The following is an 18005-nucleotide window of genomic DNA, read 5'->3' on the forward strand; positions in this document are numbered from 1 at the left end:
GTTGGCTATCGGAAAAGATCAGCGAATGCAGATTGTGTCGCTTCCGAACTGCGTCAGCGACGCAGGCCCAGACGCTGGATGAGCGAGCGGTAGCGCTCGACGTCGACCTTCTCGACGTACTTGAGCAGACGGCGACGACGACCGACCAGCAGCAGCAGGCCGCGGCGGGAGTGGTGGTCGTGCTTGTGCTGCTTCAAGTGCTCGGTCAGATCGGTGATGCGCTTGGTGAGCATCGCCACCTGCGCCTCCGGCGAACCGGTGTCGGTCTCGTGGAGACCGTACTCGCCGAGGATCTGCTTCTTCTGCTCGGTGGTCAATGCCACTGTTGTACTCCTGATCACTGACGTTCGCGTGATGAAAAACGGGCCGGGCCCGGCGGTGCGGCCGCCGCGAACCGCAGCACACACCGACCGACAACGTTACCAGACGTCCACCGCGCCTCTTGCCGAGCGCTTCACGGACGATCTCCCGAACTCACCGGACCGCGCAAACCCAGAACTTCGGCGAAGGAGTCCTCCAACAGTTCGACGTAGCGCTCGACCCGGCGTGCAGCATCCGATTCACCTTCGTGCAGGCGACCCAATAATTGTCGGCATCGACCCACGAGAGGCGTGCCTGCCGCCAATCACGAAACAACATGCCCCGAATTGTGATCGGCTACAACCCGAAAAGACCCCCGTACCGCGGGTTTCATCCGAACGGACTACGCGTCGCCCGCCAACAGATCACGGGCTCGGTCCGCGTCGCGATGCATCGCGGAAACCAATGCCTCGACGGAATCGAACTTCTCCATGCCTCGGAGTCGCTCGACGAAGTCGACCGCGACGTGCTGCCCGTAGAGATCGGCCTCTTCATCGAGCACGAATGCCTCGACCGTGCGGTTACGGCCCGAGAAGGTGGGGTTCGTCCCCACCGACACGGCCGCACGATAGCGCAGGCCCGTCTCGAGCCCGTCCACGGGAGATCCCGAATCGAGGGCTGTGAACCATGCGGCGTAGACGCCATCCGCCGGAATGGCCGCGTACATCGGAGGTGCGATGTTCGCCGTGGGGAACCCCAGCCCGCGGCCTCGTCCGTCGCCGTGCACGACAACACCTTCCACCCGGTGGGGGCGGCCGAGAGCATCGGTGGCGGCGGCCATGTCGCCGGCGTCGACGCACGACCGGATGTAGGTCGACGAGAACGTCACCGCATGCTCGGCAAGCAGGGTCTGCCCGTCGACCGCGAAACCGAAGCGTTCACCGATGGTGCGGAGCATTTCCACGGTCCCCGCGGCCTTCTTGCCGAAAGTGAAGTTCTCCCCCACGACGACCTCGGCGACGTGCAATCGCTCGACGAGGATTTCGCGGGCGTAGCGCTCGGGCGAGAGCTTCATGAACTCGGGAGTGAACGGCATCACACAGAACACGTCGACGCCGAGTTCCTCGGCGAGTTCGGCGCGCCGGGCCAAGGTGGTCAGTTGGGCCGGATGGCTCCCAGGACGAACCACTTCCATCGGGTGCGGGTCGAAGGTCATCAACACACTGGCGATGCCCCGCTCCTTCGCCGACTTCACCGCACGGGTGATCAGTTGCTGGTGACCTCGATGCACGCCGTCGAACACGCCGATCGTGACCACGCACCGACCCCAGTCCGCAGGTATCTCGTCCAGACCTCGCCATCTCTGCACATCGGAAAGCCTACGACCCCGACCACGGACCGGCATCCTTGCCCTCTCACTCGACCCCAGTGGACAACCCTGACCGGCGCTCTGCATAATTTCGGGGTGCCGAACTTTTTGATGAGACCAGCCAAATTAACCGTCGCGGCCACCTCACTCGTTGCCCTCGTCGCACTCACCGCATGTGGCACCGCGCAATCCGACGACGAGCCCCTCGTGCTGACGACGTTCACCGTGCTTGCCGATATGACGCGCACCGTCGCAGGCGACCACGTACGGGTGGAATCGATCACGAAACCCGGCGCCGAAGTGCACGGGTACGAGCCGACACCCGGCGACCTGAGGCATGCGGCCGAGGCAGATCTCGTCCTCGACAACGGACTGGGTCTCGAACGTTGGTTCGAGCAGTTCCTCGCCGACACCGACGCCGCACACGTAGTGCTGACCGAGGGTGTCGAGCCCCTGCCGATCAGCGACGACTCCTCCACACAGCTCAATCCCCACGCGTGGATGTCACCGCTGACCGCGCAGATCTACGTCGACAACATCGAGGCCGCGCTCAGCGACCTCGCTCCCGAGCACGCCGCGGATTTCGCGACCAACGCCGACACATACCGGTCCGAACTCCAGGCTGTACACGACGAACTGATCACGACGCTGGCGGCCGTTCCTGAGCACCAACGAGCACTGGTCACCTGCGAGGGAGCCTTCGGCTATCTCGTGCGCGACGCCGGAATGCGCGAGGCCTACCTGTGGCCGGTCAATTCCGACCAGCAGGGCACCCCACAACAGATCGCCCGCACAGTCGATTTCGTACGCGACAACGATATTCCGGCGGTGTTCTGCGAATCCACCGTCTCCGACAAGGCACAGCGGCAGGTCGCCGCCGACACCGGCGCCGCGTACGGAGGCACCCTCTACGTCGATTCCCTGTCCGAACCCGACGGCCCCGTGCCCACCTATCTCGATCTTCTGCGCCACGATGTCGCAACCATCACGTCAGGACTGAACCCTTGACTACTCCCCGCCCCGAAGGACAGGGATTCTCGGACTCACATCCGGGAGTTCCTGTTTCACCGGCGAGTGCGGACGGGAAGACCCGTGCCGTCTGACATCGCCTCCACAGGCGTTTCGTGTCTCCGCCAGCCCGGCGGCGACGAGGATGTTCTTCGCGGCATTGACGTCCCGATCATGCCGGGTACCGCAGTCGGGGCACGTCCAGCGGCGTGTCCCGAGAGACAGCACGGCGAGCAGATACCCGCACACGCTGCACGTCTTCGAGCTCGGATACCAGCGGTCGATCACCACGAACCGGCGACCGGCCCGCTCGGCCTTGTACTCGAGCATCGACCGGAACTCACCCCACCCGCATTCGCTGATCGACTTCGCCACGCTGCGGTTGCGGACCATGTTGCGCGGGGCGAGGTCTTCGACGGCGATGGTGTCGAACCGCGCCACGAGATCCGTGCTGGTCTTGTGGAGGAAGTCACGGCGGGCATCGCGAACACGGGAGTGCTTGCGGGCCACCTTCCGGTGTTGCTTGGCGCGGTTGTTCGAGCCTTTCTGCATCCGCGCCAGGCGCCTCTGGTGGCGGCGCAGGCCGCGTTCGTGCCGGGCCATGTGCTTCGGGTTCCCGATCTTCTCCCCGGTCGAGAAGACCGCGAAGTCCTTGATCCCGAGATCCACACCGACCGACTCGTCGGTCTCCGGAAGCGGAGCGGGGTCGGTCGTGTCGACGGCGAACGTCACGAACCACCGCCCGTCCGCCTCGCGGGAGACGATCACCATTGTCGGGTCGAGAGTGGCGAGGTCGATGTCCGGCCAGGACCACGCGACCCGCAGCGGCGCGGTGGTCTTCGCGAGCCACAGCCCGTCCGGTTTGATGCGGAACGCCGAGCGTGTGTAGTGCGCGGACTGGCGAGAATGCCGGTTCTTGAACCGTGGGTACTTGGCGACGCCCTTGAAGAACGACTGGAACGCGGCGTGCTGGTGGCGCAGCGTCTGCTGAAGCGGCACCGAGGACACCTCGCCGAGGAACGCAAGCTCCTCGGTTTTCTTCCACTCGGACAGTGCGGCGTCGGTGTCCTTGTACGAGGTCGATTTCCGCTCGGTGGTGTACCGGCGTTGCCGGTCGGCGAGGGTCTTGTTCCACACGACGCGCACGCAGCCGAACGTGCGGCGCAGCAGCGTCGCCTGTTCGGGGTCCGGGTAGGCCCGGACCTTGTACGCGGTCCTCATTTCCTCATGACAACAGAAGGGTCCGACATGTCGAACGCCATTCCTGCCCGCCGTGAGCGGCGGGGCATCCTGGCGAGGTCCCGGTGACACGCTCCGACCACGCCCGACCATCCGGCACTGCACTGAGCCTGGATACTGCACTGAGCCTGGATCACGTCACGGTCCGATACGATTCCGTCGTCGCACTTGACGGAGTAAGCCTCGAAGTCACCCCTGGCAGAGTCTGCGGCCTCGTCGGCACCAACGGCTCGGGAAAATCCACCCTGTTCAAGAGCATCATGGGGCTGGTCAAACCGGACGAAGGCGACATCGCCATCGGCGGCGTCGGAATCAGCGCTGCACGGAAGTCCGGCGCCGTGGCGTACGTCCCGCAGGCCGAGGGCGTCGACTGGGACTTCCCGATCGGTGTTCGCGACGTCGTGATGACCGGGCGCTACGGACACCAGGGATGGATGCGCCGAGCACGTCGAGTCGACCACGATGCGATCGCGGAGGCACTCGACCGCGTCGGCATGACCGCGTTCGCCCACCGTCAGATCGGGCAGTTGTCCGGTGGCCAACGCAAACGTGTGTTCGTCGCGCGAGCCATCGCGCAGCGTGCGCCGCTGTTGCTCCTCGACGAGCCCTTCGCCGGCGTCGACACGACCACCCAGGCCGCGCTGACCGACGTATTCCGCGGTCTCGCCGCCGACGGACACACGCTGCTCGTCGCCACCCACGATCTCGCGGGTCTGTCGCAACTGTGCGACGAGGCGGTTCTGCTGCAGAAACGGGTCGTCCTGCACAGCACACCCGACGACGTACTACGGCCGGAGAACCTTGCGCGCGCGTTCGGTGCGAGCACCGAACCACAGGATGTGTCGTGATGCTCGATCTGATCCTCGAACCGCTGCAGTACGGGTTCATGCAACGCGCTCTCGTCGTCGCGGTTGTCGCAACCGTGATATGTGCCCTGCTGAGCTGCTGGCTCGTGTTGATCGGCTGGTCGCTGATGGGCGATGCGGTTTCACACGCGGTCCTACCCGGAGTGGTCCTGGCCTACCTCGTGGGTGCGCCGTTCACCCTGGGCGCGTTGTTGTTCGCGGGTCTCGCTGTGGCGTTGATCTGGCTGGTCCGCGGGACCACAAAGATCAAGGAGGACGCCGCAATCGGAACGGTATTCACCACGCTGTTCGCTCTCGGTGTCGTGCTGATCTCGAAGAATCCCAGCCAGATCGACCTGCACCACGTGCTGTTCGGCAATCTACTGGGCCTGTCGACATCCGACGTGTGGCAGATCTCCGGCCTCGCGGCGGCGGTCTTCGTGGTTCTCGTCGCGAAACGCCGCGATCTGACCTTGTTCGCGTTCGACCGGGTCCAGGCGCACACACTCGGCATCTCCCCCGCCAGGCTCTCGGCACTGCTGCTCGCCCTGCTCGCCATCACGATCGTGAGCGCGATCCAGGCCGTCGGCGTGATTCTCGTGGTCGCGATGCTGATCATCCCCGGTGCCACCGCGTACCTGCTGACCGACAGGATGTCTCGAATGCTGGTCATCGCGCCGGTGCTCGGCGCACTCGGTTCGGTGGTCGGGGTGTACACGAGCTACTACACCGACGCGGCGACCGGCGGCGTGGTGGTGCTCGCTCAGGCCACTCTGTTCACTGCCGCATACCTCTTCGCACCGAGACAGGGCCTGGTGACCACGGCACTGCGCCGGCGACCGGCCCGAGAAGATGATTCTTCGCTGATGGTTACCTAAGCTGGTCACGTGCCTGACACTCGTGAGCCCTCCACCGTGACCGACACGTTGTCCTCGGTCGCCCAGGACTACCTGAAGCTCATCTGGACCATCCAGGAATGGTCGGGTGAGAAGGTCTCGACAAAGCTGCTCGCCGAGCGTCTCGGTGTCTCGGCGTCGACGGTGTCCGAAGCCGTCCGCAGGCTCGCCGACCAGGGAATGGTCGACCACGCACGCTACGGGTCCATCTCGCTCACCGACAACGGCCGCGACGCCGCCGTCGCCATGGTGCGCAGACACCGCCTCATCGAGACCTTCCTCGTGCGCGAACTCGGCTACGGCTGGGACGAGGTACACGACGAAGCGGAAGTTCTCGAGCACGCGGTCTCCGAGCGCATGATCACGGCGATCGACGCAAAACTCGGCCATCCCGAACGCGACCCGCACGGTGATCCGATTCCCACTGCGGGCGGCTCGATTCCCGCGCCGCCCGCCCGCGCACTCAGCGAGTTCGGAGACGGAGAGGGCGGGCGTGTCGCCCGGATCTCCGACTCCGACCCCGCGATGCTGCGCTACTTCGACGAGGTCGGTATCGCTCTCGACACCGACATCGAAGTGGTCGAACGTCGCGACTTCGCCGGTACCGTCTCGGTGCGGATCGGAAGCCCGGACAGCGCCACAGTGGATCTCGGAAATCCTGCGGCCGAGTCCATCTGGCTCGTCTGACCCAGCCCGTCAGCAATCGCGACGACGGAGCCCGCACCAACGGCCAGTACAGCCGCACCCGCCCACATCGCGGTCACGGCCAGACCCGCCCAAGGTCCCGGCGAGCCGACCGGATCCAGCGCGAGCACCTGACGACCCGCGATCGGGCAGATAGTCGGCGACCCCGCTGCTGCCTGCGACATCTCCGAGCACGAACGACAGCAGCAGCACGAGCGCGACGGAATCCCCAGTGTGGCTGCGGAGCTTCATACCAGAGTTGCCACCCTCTACGGCCACAGCCGTGCGCACTCGTGCGATGTGGGCGGTCACCGTCACCACGCAGGACAGGCCTGTCGAGGCGAGTTCCTGATGGCCGGATTCGAGATCCCGCACAGATGGACGGCGCAAGCCTACCGGTCGCGCTCGATCCCGCCCCCGCCCCGGTGCGGGCGTTCCGCTCGCACGCCGGCGGGGTACGCACGGCACACAACACGATGCTCGCGCTGGTGAAAGCCGTGATGGACCAGCGGCAGGCCGAACGCACCTACGAGATCGCCGAGGACGAGTTGACACCGGCGTTGGGGTTGTCACTGCCCGCATTGCGCAAGCAGCAGTCGCTGGGTGAGACCGGGACTGTTTCACCGGAAGGTGAGGCTGCCTGATGGGCGAAGCAAACCGAGTGTGCTTATGTTTGCTCACCAGAAGGCAACGGTTCGTCACGACGTGAGCGTGCCCGGATCGATGTTCGGCATCCCACGCATGCTTCGCGAGCAGGCGCCCGACGCCGCCGAATACGATCGGTCTCATGCGACGCGGCTCCTCACCCGGGCGGCAGGCGTGCCCGCCCAGATACTGAGGCCAGGGACGTGAGCAATGAGCGCCAGCGGCTTCACGACGGCCCAGTAGATCGGAGCCGGCAGACCTGCCCGCCGACGGATCGGTCTGTTCCACTCGACACCGTCGACCATCCAGGCGACGAAGCGGACGGATTCCCACACGGTGTACCCGTCGATCCACGCGCGTTGCTCGAAGTCGTTCCAGTCCCGGTGGTTGAGCACTCGGGACACGATCTCCATGGCCTCGTCTTCTTCGTGTGCGAGATGTTCCATCAGTGGTTTTGCCAGCGTCTTCACTGCGTCCATCACATCGCGAGGCTCCGTCCGCCCGGCGACAAGTCCGCGCGCGTGAGCTTCGAGGGCGAGCACCGGCCCGTCGATCGCGTGGTGCTCGGCCTGCATCGCGTCGAGTACCGCCGAACTTCCGGGTTCGCGCTCGAGGAGCAGCGGCCAGAGGTGATGGTCTTCCCCTTCGTGATGCCATCGAAGTGTGTGCATCATCCACTGGAGGTGACGACCCAGGCGCCGACTGCGACGGGGCGACAGGTTCTCGGGAGATCCCAGGAGAATCTCGGATCGCTCGAGGTCGCGGCGAAGTGCGTTGTGGAACACGGACATGGTCAATGTGTCGGCCGCGAGCCATGGCAATCCATCCACCACTCCGACCTCCGGATTCGTCATGTCATCCTCCCTTGTCTCGTGCATCCCAGTCTCTGCGTCATTCAATGATTAATCCAACCGATAGGTTCGATCAGTAGCATCGAAAATCATGATGGACGTGTTGAAGCTCCAAGCGTTTGTCGCCGTGGCCGAGGAAGAGTCCTTCGGGGCCGCCGCCGACCGGCTCGGGATCGCGCAATCGACGATCAGCTCTCGGATCAAAGAACTCGAATCGATTCTCGGGCAACGACTGTTCACCCGCACGAGCCGTCAGGTGCGGCTTTCGTATCCGGGCGAGGCGGCTCTACCGAGGGCCCGAGCCGCACTTACCGCACTCGACGGCGTGCAGCAGGCAGTCGACGACGTTGCAGGAATTCGTCGCGGACGGGTACGACTGGGTCTCGTGACGGGCGCCGAACTTCCTGAACTGGGCGACACTCTGGCGGCGTTCGCATCCGAGTTCCCCGGTGTCGCACTCGTCCTCACGTCCGCGTCGAGCGACGACCTGGTGCAGTCGGTATCCGACGGAGCACTCGACATCGCGATTGTGGTGCGCACCGACCCGACGCACCTGCGGTGGGTGGAACTGATGCGCGACCCACTCATAGTGGTCGGCCTTCCGGCCACGACACGCACCGTCGCGATCACCGATCTGAGTACCGAACCTCTTGTGGTCCTCGATGCCGGCGCGGGCGCACGCGACGCCCTCGAATCCGCGGCGCAGCGAGCCCGGACCCGTCTCGCGATCGCCGTCCAGGTCTCGACACCTGGCATGGCATGGGACCTCCACACACGGGGTATGGGTCTACTGGTCATCCCGCGTAGCCTCGCCCCCGGCGGTGGGGCCCTGCTCGTCGATGCCGACGAGGCAGAGACCAGCGTCATGGTCGGCCTCGTCGGTCACCCCGAAATACGGACGCCCGCCACAGAGCTACTCCTCGAACGACTCACGCTTCACATGGGCCCTGTCTCGGACCCGCTCGCCGACGGAACGTCCTCAGATGTTCGACGGGCGAACCACGAACACCGATGACGCCCGCTTCCCCTTCTCCTGCAGCAGCGCCACCGCGCGCCCCTGAGGGTCGATCGCCGCGTACACACCCGGCACACCGATCGGATCGAGCCAACGGCCGTGTGAGAGCACCACGGCCTCGTCGTCCGTCACGGAGCGTGTGGGGAACGCCGTGAGGATTGCCGCGTCGAGGTCGAGGCTCGGGACCGGATCGTCCGCCAACTGCTCGAGGGTGCGTGCATGCTCGAGCCCGAACGGGCCGACGGTCGTGCGCCGCAGGGCCGTGAGATGCCCCCCGACACCCAGGGCTGCTCCCAGATCTCTCGCGAGAGCCCGGATGTACGTCCCGGACGAACAGTCCACCTCGACGTCGAGGTCGACGAACCCTCCCTCGGGCGTGTCGTGGCGCGCGAGTACCTCGAACCGCGACACGGTGACAGGACGCGCCGGGATCTCGACCACTTCACCCTCGCGCATCCGCGCGTACGCGCGCTTCCCGTCGATCTTGATGGCGCTGACACTGGCCGGGACCTGCTCGATATCGCCGGTGAGCACGGCGACCTCCGCAGCGATCCGGTCGTCGCGCACCGTCGACGCGTCGACGGTCTCGAGAACCTCACCTTCCGCATCGTCGGTGACGGTGTTCTGCCCCAACCGGATCGTGGCGCTGTACGACTTCGTGGTCAGCGCCAACAGACCCAGCAGTTTGGTGGCGCGTTCGACGCCGAGCACCAGGACTCCGGTGGCCATCGGATCGAGGGTGCCGGCGTGGCCGACCTTGCGGGTACCCATCAGTTTTCGACACCGAGCGACGACATCGTGGCTGGTCATGCCCGCAGGCTTGTCGACGACGAGAAGCCCGGCGCGGGTGAGGGCGGGGTTCTCGGAGGCGGATTCGGTCATGGTCAGCGCACCGTGATCGCGGTGAGCACCAGGCCGTCGTCCACCAGCCAACGACCTTCGAAATCGGTCAGCGGCGATCCGTCCGAGGTGTCGCCGGGGACCAGCAGCTTCGACCGGAACGTGCCCGAGGTCGCGCCCGACTCGTCGCGTTCGAAAGTGATGTGGGCGTCTTCGAAACCGAGCCACCGGCCGGTGAGCGGGAACCACGCCTTGTAGGTGGCTTCCTTGGCGCAGAACAGCACCCGATCCCAATGCAGGTCGGTGTCGGTGGTCGAGGCGAGCCATGTGCGTTCGACGTCGAGACTGACGGCGTCGAGGACACCGTCCGGGAGGCGGTCGTGCGGCTCGGCGTCGATCCCGAGCGAACGGACCTGCAGCGAGTAGCCGAGGACGGCTCCGCGGTAGCCGTCACAGTGCGTGAGGCTACCGACCACTCCGCGTGGCCAGACCGGTGCACCCTTGTCGCCCTTGAGGATCGGGGCCGGTTCAACGCCGAGCCGGCTCATCGCCTGACGCGCACAGTGTCGCGCGCCGATGAACTCGCGGCGACGCTTCTCGACCGCTCTGGCGATGAGGGGTTCCTCCTGCGGGTGGGCCACCAGGCCCGGTGGGTCGGAGAACAGTTCCGCGGCAGCGACGCCGTCCGGAACGATCCGCGCGATCAGACCGTCTCGTGCACCGACCTGGGATTCGGTCGTCGACTCCGTCACCGCAGTTCCTTCTCTCGTTGCGCCCGAAACTTCTCGGCTTCGGCTTCCATCTCGGGGGTCACCGTGAAGTGACCGCCCCACTTGTTGAGCGTGCCCGGCGGGTAGTCCGGGACGGGCAGGATCTGGCGCAGCACGTTGTCGGGGAGGCCCCGTCGCTGCCATTCGCGCGGATAACCCACCGATACCTCTTCGAAGCGCACCCCGTCGTAGTAGGTGGTCCGCGGGATGTGGAGATGCCCGTACACGCTGCACAAAGCCCGGTAACGCACGTGCCAGTCGGCGGTTTCGGTTGTGCCGCACCAGAGTGCGAACTCGGGATAGAACAGCATTCGAGTGGGTTCGCGCACGAGCGGAAAGTGATTGATCAGCACCGTCGGCAGCGTCGGATCGAGCGCGTCGAGCCGTGCACGGGTCTGCTCGAGGCGTGCGCGGCACCACGTGTCGCGGGTGATGTAGGGGTCGGGTTTCAGCAGGAACTCGTCGGTCGCGACCACATTGCGCGAGCGCGCCAGTGCGAGTCCGTCCGCTTTCGTCGTCGTGCCGTCCGGCAGGAACGAGTAGTCGTACAGCAGGAACATCGGCACCAGCGTGACGGGGCTGCCGTCTCCCTCCCAGACCGGATACGGATCTTCCGGTGTGACGACACCGAGCTCGCGGCACATGGTCACGAGATAGTCGTAGCGAGCCACCCCGTGCATCTGCACGGGATCCTTCGCAGTCGTCCACAGCTCGTGGTTGCCGGGAACCCAGATCACCTTCGCGAAGCGTTCACTGAGCAGCTTCAACGCCCATCGGATGTCGTCGGTCTTCTCCGAGACGTCGCCGGCCACGATGAGCCAGTCGTCGGGAGATTCGGGGAACAGGTCCTCGGTGACAGGCCGGTTACCCCGGTGCGCCACATGGATGTCACTGACCGCCCACAGTTTCGCTGCCACCGGTTTCTATCCTCCAGTTCCGTCGTCTGCGTGGACCTGCCGGTCCGCGCCCGTCACTGCCCAACGCCCCGTCCGGGTGCGCCACACGACGGCAATCATCCGAAACACGATGAACACCGTAAGCCCGGTCCAAATTCCCGCTAGCCCCCAGTCGAAGGCGAGCGAACACCAGATCAGCGGCAAGAACCCCACCAGCGCGGCCGTGAGCGTGGCGTTGCGCAGGAACGCGGCGTCGCCCGCGCCGAGCAGTACTCCGTCGAGCGCGAACACCACACCGGCCAGCGGCATGATCGCGATGAAGAACCACCACGCGACATCGATCTGGTCGAGCACCGCGTCGTCGGCCGTGAACAGGCCGGGGATCAGTGTCCGCCCCACCAGGAAGAACACTGCGAGGACCATCGCGAACAGGACCGACCACGCCGTCACCCGCCAGGCGATCCGGCTTGCACCGCGGGTGTCCTTGGCCCCGAGCGCCGCACCGACGAGCGCCTGCGCGGCGATGGCGAGCGAGTCGAGGGCGAGCGTGACGAAGTTCCACAGTTGCAGAACCACCTGGTGCCCTGCGACTGCAGCGGCACCGAACCTCGCTGCGACCGCGGCTGCAGACAGGAAGCAGGCCTGGAACGCCAGGCTCCGGGCGATGAGGTCGCGGCCGAGTTGCAACTGGGCGACGAGCACGGAGCGGAGCGGCCGGCGCGACACTCCCGTCCGCAACAACGCCACCACGAACAGCGTCGCCGCGACGAACTGCCCCACGACGTTGGCGACCGCTGAACCGACGAGTTCCCAGCGTGGAGCGCCGAGCAGACCGTGTACCAGGATCGGGCACAACACCGCCGAGAGTCCCAATCCCAGCACCACGTATCGCAGTGGTCGTGCGGTGTCTTGTATGCCACGCATCCACCCGTTGCCCGCCAGGCTGATGAGGATCAGCGGCGCACCGAACAGTGCGACACGCAGCCAGGACACGGCGGCGGTCGCGATCTCCTCGTCGCCGGCGATCAGGCCCGCAACGGGTGCCGCAAGCAACTGGCCGATCACGACGATCACGGCACCGACACACACCGCGAGCCAGGTGGCCTGGATGCCTTCCGTGACGGCGTCGTCGTGCCGGTCGGCACCGTGGAACCGCGAGGCCCGGGCGGTCGTCCCATAGGACAGAAAGGTCAGCTGGGTCGTGACCTGGGCGAGGACGAGACCGCCGATGGCCAGTCCGGCGAGCGGAAGCGCGCCGAGTCGTCCCACGACAGCGATATCGAACAGCAGGTAGAGAGGCTCGGCGGCCAGCACTCCGAGCGCCGGCAGCGCGAGTCCTAGGATTCGCCGACCGGACAGGTCGAGTGGGGTCGACACGGGTTCTGCCGACTCCATCACCCGAGCGCGGAGCACAGGGCAGCGACGATTCCCTCGGAGTCGCCGTGTGCGGTGTATCCGGACGCGAAGCGGTGTCCGCCACCTCCGAGGGTCGTCGCCACGAGGGAGACGTCCACGTCGCGTTTGGAACGCAGCGAGACGGTCCATTCCTGCGGACCGACTTCCTTGAACACCGCCGCAACCTCGGCCTCCACCGTGGTGCGCACGATGTCGATGACGCTTTCGATCTCCTCGGCTCCGAGGTGAGCGGAGTCCGCGCGACGCACCAACGCGTAGACCAACCCACGGTTGCTCGCGGCCTCCGGCAGGAGCGTCGCGGACGCCAGAACCGACGACAGCATCGGCAACCACCCGAACGGGTGCGTGTCGAGAAGCGTGCGGGTGATGGTCGCACCGTCGATACCAGTCGCGAGAAGCCGCTCCGCGAGTGTGTGTGTACCCGGGCGCACCCACCGGAAGGATCCGGTGTCGGTGGCGAGCCCCGCGAACAGGCAGTGTGCGATGTCCGCATCGATCTCGACACTCCACGCGTCGAAGATGTCCGCGAGTACCGCCGCGGTAGCCTCGGCATCTGCGTCGATGAGATTGTGGGTCCCGAACCGGGTATTGGATCGATGGTGGTCGATGACCAACGAGCTCCGGGCGCCGTCCAGACGGGTACGCAACTCACCGAGCCGACCGGCGGTGCCGCAATCCACGGCGACCAGTAGATCCACCTCGTCCCGGACCGCCTCCGCGGCGGTGACCAGATGTGTACCCGGCAAGCCCCGCATCGACAGAGGCACCGCGTCCGGAGCTGCGAAGGCCACCTGCACGGGAATCCCCCGTCGTTCGAGCGCCAGACCGAGTGCCAGACCGCTGCCCAGGGTGTCGGCGTCGGGCTGAACGTGGCACAGCACAGTCACCGTCTGTGCAGCGGAGAGCAGCGCGACAGCGCCGTCGAGATCGACTGCGCTGTCGTGGCCGGTCGACACTTCGAAGTCTGACATGGTGTCGCTATTCGTCGTCGCCACGTTCGCGAGGTTCCTTGTACGGGTCGGAGTCGCCGGCCGGTACCGCACCCTCCCGCGCGCGTGCCACCTCGTCGTCCGCCGCACGTGCACGCTCGAGGAGTTCTTCCATGTGACGGGCGGTGTCCGGGACGGTGTCGGTCACGAACGTCAGCGTCGGGGTGAATCGGACACCGGTCGCCGCACCGACCTTCGAACGCAGGATGCCCTTGGCCTTCTCGAGGCCCGCGGCTGCCGACACGAGGTCGGGCTCGGTCTTCAGGTCTGCGCCGCGCACGGTGTAGTAGACCGTCGCGTCGTGCAGGTCGGCGGTGACCTTCGCGTCGGTGATGGTGATGAATTCGAGCCGTGGGTCCTTGATCTCATGGTCGATCGCGGTGGCCACGATGGTGGAGATGCGCTTCGCGAGGCGGCGCGCGCGTGCTGGATCGGCCATGTCGTTCGTTCCTCCTCGGCCGCCGGTCTCCGGCGACCACTCTCTGTGTTGTGTCGGTCCGTCAGTCTTCCGGGCCGAACACTCTTCGTCTGGTGGAGAGCAACTCCAGTTCGGGACGGTCCGCGGCGAGCCTCTCGCACTTGTCGAGTATGTCGCGAACGTGCGCGAGGTCGGGCGCGGCCACCGCTACGCCCAGTTTCGCTCGTCGATGCAGATCCTGGTCTCCGGTCTCCGAAGCCGAGACACCGAGGCGACGTAGCTCGGCGAGCACCGGCCTGATCAACGACCGCTTCCCCTTGAGCGAATGGACGTCTCCCAGGAGAATGTCCAGCTCGAGTGCTCCCAGATACATCGTCGGCCTTCCCCCGTCGGATCCGGATCTCTCGACATGCCCGTGGCGGCAGACGACATGGTCGTCCACCGCCACCGGTCGAGATGTGTCAGTCGCGCGGCTTCTCGCGCAACTCGTAGGCCTCGATCACGTCGCCGACCTTGATGTCGGAGTAGGTGACCGTCAGACCACATTCGTAGCCTTCACGCACCTCGACGACGTCGTCCTTCTCACGCCGCAGCGACGAGATCGTGACGGTCTCCGCAACCACGTTGTTGTCGCGGAGCAGACGTGCCTTGGCGTTGCGCTTGACGATGCCCGACTGCACGAGGCAACCGGCGATGTTGCCGACCTTCGACGACTTGAAGATCGCGCGGATCTCGGCGCGGCCGAGCTCGACCTCCTCGTAGATCGGCTTGAGCATGCCCTTGAGAGCCTTCTCCACCTCATCGATCGCCTGGTAGATGATCGAGTAGTAGCGGATGTCGACGCCCTCGCGGTTCGCCAGCTCCGTCGCCTTGCCTTCTGCGCGAACGTTGAAGCCGATGATCACGGCGTTCGACGCCGCGGCGAGGTTGACGTTGGTCTCGGTGACGCCACCGACACCGCGGTCGATGACCCGCAGACGCACCTCGTCGTCGATCTCGATACCCATGAGCGCCTCTTCGAGGGCCTCGACGGTACCCGAGTTGTCGCCCTTGAGGATGAGGTTGAGCTCGTTGTGCTCCTTGAGAGCTGCATCGAGATCCTCGAGGCTGATCCGCTTGCGGCTCTTCGCGGCCAGAGCGTTGCGCTTGCGCGCATTGCGCCGGTCGGCGATCTGCCGGGCGATGCGGTCTTCCTCGACAACGACAAGGTTGTCGCCGGCGCCGGGCACCGAGGTGAAGCCGATGACCTGGACGGGCCGCGACGGAAGCGCCTCGTGCACGTCCTCACCGAACTCGTCGACCATACGTCGCACGCGGCCGTACGCGTCGCCGGCGACGATGGAGTCGCCGACACGCAGGGTGCCGCGCTGGATCAGGACCGTGGCCACCGGACCGCGACCGCGGTCGAGGTGCGCCTCGATGGCGACGCCCTGCGCCTCCATGTCGGGGTTGGCCCGCAGGTCGAGGGACGCATCTGCGGTGAGCAGCACGGCCTCGAGCAGTTCGTCGATGTGCAGACCCTGCTTGGCCGAGATGTCGACGAACATGGTGTCGCCGCCGTATTCCTCGGTGACCAGGCCGTACTCGGTGAGCTGCTGACGGATCTTCTGAGGGTTCGCGCCCTCCTTGTCGATCTTGTTCACCGCGACCACGATCGGCACGTCGGCCGCCTGAGCGTGGTTGATCGCCTCGACCGTCTGCGGCATGACGCCGTCGTCCGCGGCGACCACGAGGATCGCGAGGTCGGTCGACTTCGCACCGCGGGCACGCATGGCGGTGAACGCCTCGTGACCAGGGGTGTCGATGAAGGTGATCAGGCGATCTTCACCGTTGAGGTGCGTCATGACCTGGTAGGCACCGATGTGCTGCGTGATGCCACCGGCCTCCGCCTCGCGGACGTTGGCCTTACGGATGGTGTCGAGCAGTCGGGTCTTGCCGTGGTCGACGTGACCCATGACCGTGACCACCGGAGGACGCTGCTGGAGGTCTTCCTCGCCGCCTTCGTCCTCGCCGTACTGAATGTCGAACGACTCGAGCAGCTCGCGGTCTTCGTCCTCGGGCGAGACGACCTGAACGACGTAGTTCATCTCGGAGCCGAGCAGCTCGAGCGTCTCGTCGTTGACCGACTGAGTGGCCGTGACCATCTCACCGAGGTTGAACAGGGCCTGCACGAGTGCTGCCGGGTTCGCGTCGATCTTCTCCGCGAAGTCGGACAGCGACGCGCCACGTGCGAGACGGATCGTCTCACCGCTGCCACGCGGCAACCGCACGCCACCGACGGCGGGCGCCTGCATCGAATCGTATTCCTGCCGCTTCTGTCGCTTCGACTTGCGGCCACGACGCGGAGCTCCACCGGGACGACCGAACGCACCGGCTGCACCGCCGCGTCCACGCCCACCGCCGCCGCCGGGACGACCCCGGAAGCCGCCGGGAGCACCTGCTCCAGCGCCGGCACCGGCACCGCCGGCGCCACCACCGGGTCCGCCACCGCGGTAACCGCCGCCACCGCCGGGACGACCGCCGGGTGCGCCACCCGGGCGACCCGGACGACCGGACGGGGCCGGACGTGCAGCACGCTGCGGCATCGCACCCGGGTTCGGACGAGGAGGCATGGATCCGGGAGACGGACGAGGTCCGCCCTGGCCGGGAGACGGACGAGGGCCACCCTGGCCCGGAGCCGGACGCTGACCGCCGGCGGCCGGACGTCCCTGACCCGGAGTCGGGCGGGGGCCACCCTGGCCCGGAGCCGGACGAGGTCCGCCGGGTCCCGGGCGGGGACCGGCCGGACGCGGAGCAGGCCGCTCGGCAGGAGCAGAAGAGTACGGGTTGTTACCGACGCGCGGGGACTTCGGACCCGGACGCGGGGCCGGCTTGGGACCCGGTGTCGGCGCCTTCGGTGCCGGCTTCGCAGCGGGAGCCTGGGCATCCGCCGGTGCAGTCGTGTCGGCGGCCGGCGCTGCGGGAGCCTCAGGCGCCGAGGGAACCGGCGCTGCGGGCTTGGGAGCACCGGGCTTCGGCCGTGCCGAAGGGGCCGGCGCCGCTGGTGCTTCCTGAGCCGGAGCTGCAGGCGCGGCGGGAGCTGGGGCCGCCGGAGCCGGGGCTGGTGTTGCCGGACGCGGGCCCGGACGCGGTGCGCCGGGACGGGGGCCGGGGGTGGGTGCGGCCTTCGCTGCCGGCGCGTCGGTGCTCTGCGCCTTACCGAAGGACTCGCGCAGACGACGGGCCACCGGGGGCTCCACCGTCGACGACGCTGACTTCACGAACTCGCCTTGCTCCTTGAGCTTTGCGAGTAGTTCCTTACTTGTGACACCGAGTTCTTTTGCCAACTCGTGCACGCGGGCCTTGCCTGCCACTGCTCTCCTCACTGATGAGGTCGAGCGGCCAATGCCCGCACGACCTCGGGTTATCTCCGATGGACGTTCATCGCTGGTGCTTCACGGTGTGCTCATGAGTGTTCGTGCCTGTTCTTCTCAGAGTTCGATGTCACTGTTGGTGTCCCGCCGTCGGGGTCGCTGTGCGACCTCTCCGCCATGGACCCGACCAGCTGATCCAGCGCTGAGATATCCGGACCTCCGGACACCTTCAGTGCTCTGCCGAGTGCTCGACGCCGAACAGCCAGGTTCAGGCACTCCGCGGTGGGATGCATCCATGCACCTCGCCCGGGAAGCCTGCGCCGCAGATCGGGGACGACCACGAAACCTTCCGGTTCCGAGCCCCGCGCCACGATCCTCAGCAGTTCGGCAGCCAGCGTTCGCTGCCGGCAACCGACGCAAGTGCGCACCGGGCCGGTGCGCTCCGGGGCCGACGGAGGGCAGGTCATGCTG

At 66.5% G+C, this 18005-nt stretch carries 19 protein-coding genes; 6 read left to right on the plus strand and 13 right to left on the minus strand.

The window, feature by feature from the left end; all coding sequences use genetic code 11:
- Positions 1–53: 53 nt before the first annotated feature.
- Positions 54–323 (minus strand): 30S ribosomal protein S15, encoded by a 270-nt coding sequence (rpsO, locus tag EV641_RS01700; RefSeq protein WP_054713197.1) that lies wholly within the window; start codon positions 321–323, stop codon positions 54–56.
- Between the two features lie 380 nt (positions 324–703).
- The gene (locus tag EV641_RS01705) at positions 704–1669 is read right to left on the minus strand and encodes a bifunctional riboflavin kinase/FAD synthetase (RefSeq protein WP_199233097.1); all 966 of its coding nucleotides are present in this window, start codon (positions 1667–1669) and stop codon (positions 704–706) included.
- Between the two features lie 111 nt (positions 1670–1780).
- Here EV641_RS01705 and EV641_RS01710 point away from each other — a divergent pair, with 111 nt between their 5' ends.
- The gene (locus EV641_RS01710) at positions 1781–2677 is read left to right on the plus strand and encodes a metal ABC transporter substrate-binding protein (RefSeq protein ID WP_132470413.1); all 897 of its coding nucleotides are present in this window, start codon (positions 1781–1783) and stop codon (positions 2675–2677) included.
- Here EV641_RS01710 and EV641_RS01715 read toward each other — a convergent pair whose 3' ends face one another.
- Positions 2678–3898 (minus strand): RNA-guided endonuclease TnpB family protein, encoded by a 1221-nt coding sequence (locus EV641_RS01715; RefSeq protein ID WP_132470416.1) that lies wholly within the window; start codon positions 3896–3898, stop codon positions 2678–2680.
- A gap of 83 nt (positions 3899–3981) precedes the next feature.
- Between EV641_RS01715 and EV641_RS01720 the strand changes: the two genes are divergently transcribed.
- The 4 genes from EV641_RS01720 to EV641_RS01740 all read left to right on the plus strand — a co-directional run bounded on the left by EV641_RS01720 (position 3982) and on the right by EV641_RS01740 (position 6985).
- Positions 3982–4764, plus strand: a complete 783-nt coding sequence (locus tag EV641_RS01720; protein ID WP_241996738.1) for a metal ABC transporter ATP-binding protein — start codon at positions 3982–3984, stop codon at positions 4762–4764.
- Positions 4764–5639 (plus strand): metal ABC transporter permease, encoded by an 876-nt coding sequence (locus EV641_RS01725; protein ID WP_132470769.1) that lies wholly within the window; start codon positions 4764–4766, stop codon positions 5637–5639. Before EV641_RS01720 ends, EV641_RS01725 begins: the two co-directional genes overlap by 1 nt.
- 9 nt (positions 5640–5648) lie before the next feature.
- The gene (locus EV641_RS01730) at positions 5649–6344 is read left to right on the plus strand and encodes a metal-dependent transcriptional regulator (protein ID WP_132470419.1); all 696 of its coding nucleotides are present in this window, start codon (positions 5649–5651) and stop codon (positions 6342–6344) included.
- A gap of 374 nt (positions 6345–6718) precedes the next feature.
- Positions 6719–6985, plus strand: a complete 267-nt coding sequence (locus tag EV641_RS01740; protein ID WP_241996739.1) for a hypothetical protein — start codon at positions 6719–6721, stop codon at positions 6983–6985.
- 141 nt (positions 6986–7126) lie between these two features.
- Here EV641_RS01740 and EV641_RS01745 read toward each other — a convergent pair whose 3' ends face one another.
- The gene (locus EV641_RS01745) at positions 7127–7840 is read right to left on the minus strand and encodes a hemerythrin domain-containing protein (RefSeq protein ID WP_158289111.1); all 714 of its coding nucleotides are present in this window, start codon (positions 7838–7840) and stop codon (positions 7127–7129) included.
- Positions 7841–7928: 88 nt separating this feature from the next.
- Here EV641_RS01745 and EV641_RS01750 point away from each other — a divergent pair, with 88 nt between their 5' ends.
- Complete coding sequence (locus EV641_RS01750) at positions 7929–8852, plus strand: LysR family transcriptional regulator (protein WP_132470425.1); 924 nt, start codon at positions 7929–7931, stop codon at positions 8850–8852.
- On the opposite strand, the gene truB is transcribed toward EV641_RS01750, so the two are convergent.
- The 9 genes from truB to EV641_RS01795 form a co-directional block, all read right to left on the minus strand.
- Entirely contained in the window at positions 8817–9734 is a 918-nt protein-coding gene (gene truB, locus EV641_RS01755; protein ID WP_132470428.1) for a tRNA pseudouridine(55) synthase TruB, read from the minus strand. The genes EV641_RS01750 and truB overlap by 36 nt on opposite strands.
- A 2-nt stretch (positions 9735–9736) precedes the next feature.
- On the minus strand, positions 9737–10399 hold the full coding sequence (gene npt / locus EV641_RS01760) for a 4'-phosphopantetheinyl transferase Npt (protein WP_054717557.1): 663 nt from the start codon (positions 10397–10399) through the stop codon (positions 9737–9739).
- A 41-nt stretch (positions 10400–10440) separates the two neighbouring features.
- Positions 10441–11379, minus strand: a complete 939-nt coding sequence (locus EV641_RS01765) for a metallophosphoesterase (RefSeq protein WP_132470430.1) — start codon at positions 11377–11379, stop codon at positions 10441–10443.
- Positions 11380–11385: 6 nt separating this feature from the next.
- Complete coding sequence (locus EV641_RS01770) at positions 11386–12735, minus strand: MATE family efflux transporter (RefSeq protein ID WP_241996741.1); 1350 nt, start codon at positions 12733–12735, stop codon at positions 11386–11388.
- A 17-nt stretch (positions 12736–12752) separates the two neighbouring features.
- On the minus strand, positions 12753–13745 hold the full coding sequence (locus EV641_RS01775) for a bifunctional oligoribonuclease/PAP phosphatase NrnA (protein ID WP_132470432.1): 993 nt from the start codon (positions 13743–13745) through the stop codon (positions 12753–12755).
- Positions 13746–13752: 7 nt separating this feature from the next.
- Complete coding sequence (rbfA, locus tag EV641_RS01780) at positions 13753–14202, minus strand: 30S ribosome-binding factor RbfA (RefSeq protein ID WP_132470434.1); 450 nt, start codon at positions 14200–14202, stop codon at positions 13753–13755.
- A 61-nt stretch (positions 14203–14263) separates the two neighbouring features.
- Positions 14264–14554, minus strand: coding sequence for a DUF503 domain-containing protein (locus tag EV641_RS01785; protein ID WP_054717566.1), 291 nt, complete (start codon positions 14552–14554; stop codon positions 14264–14266).
- A gap of 88 nt (positions 14555–14642) precedes the next feature.
- A complete protein-coding gene (gene infB / locus EV641_RS01790; RefSeq protein ID WP_132470436.1) occupies positions 14643–17534 on the minus strand; it encodes a translation initiation factor IF-2 in 2892 nt (963 codons plus the stop codon).
- A 92-nt stretch (positions 17535–17626) separates the two neighbouring features.
- Positions 17627–18001, minus strand: coding sequence for a YlxR family protein (locus tag EV641_RS01795; protein ID WP_199233098.1), 375 nt, complete (start codon positions 17999–18001; stop codon positions 17627–17629).
- Positions 18002–18005 lie beyond the last annotated feature (4 nt).

Origin of the sequence: Rhodococcus sp. SMB37 (assembly GCF_004345605.1) — a bacterium.
Classification (GTDB): domain Bacteria; phylum Actinomycetota; class Actinomycetes; order Mycobacteriales; family Mycobacteriaceae; genus Rhodococcus.

What these genes read in the sequence shown, in the direction of transcription:
- rbfA (WP_132470434.1), bottom strand. Translation starts at nt 14,202, where the DNA reads ATGGCCGATCCAGCACGCGCGCGCCGCCTCGCGAAGCGCATCTCCACC.
- EV641_RS01785 (WP_054717566.1), bottom strand. Translation starts at nt 14,554, where the DNA reads ATGTATCTGGGAGCACTCGAGCTGGACATTCTCCTGGGAGACGTCCAT.
- EV641_RS01750 (WP_132470425.1), top strand. Translation starts at nt 7,929, where the DNA reads ATGATGGACGTGTTGAAGCTCCAAGCGTTTGTCGCCGTGGCCGAGGAA.
- EV641_RS01745 (WP_158289111.1), bottom strand. Translation starts at nt 7,840, where the DNA reads ATGACGAATCCGGAGGTCGGAGTGGTGGATGGATTGCCATGGCTCGCG.
- EV641_RS01725 (WP_132470769.1), top strand. Translation starts at nt 4,764, where the DNA reads ATGCTCGATCTGATCCTCGAACCGCTGCAGTACGGGTTCATGCAACGC.
- EV641_RS01775 (WP_132470432.1), bottom strand. Translation starts at nt 13,745, where the DNA reads ATGTCAGACTTCGAAGTGTCGACCGGCCACGACAGCGCAGTCGATCTC.
- EV641_RS01795 (WP_199233098.1), bottom strand. Translation starts at nt 18,001, where the DNA reads ATGACCTGCCCTCCGTCGGCCCCGGAGCGCACCGGCCCGGTGCGCACT.
- EV641_RS01715 (WP_132470416.1), bottom strand. Translation starts at nt 3,898, where the DNA reads ATGAGGACCGCGTACAAGGTCCGGGCCTACCCGGACCCCGAACAGGCG.
- EV641_RS01710 (WP_132470413.1), top strand. Translation starts at nt 1,781, where the DNA reads ATGAGACCAGCCAAATTAACCGTCGCGGCCACCTCACTCGTTGCCCTC.
- truB (WP_132470428.1), bottom strand. Translation starts at nt 9,734, where the DNA reads ATGACCGAATCCGCCTCCGAGAACCCCGCCCTCACCCGCGCCGGGCTT.
- EV641_RS01740 (WP_241996739.1), top strand. Translation starts at nt 6,719, where the DNA reads ATGGACGGCGCAAGCCTACCGGTCGCGCTCGATCCCGCCCCCGCCCCG.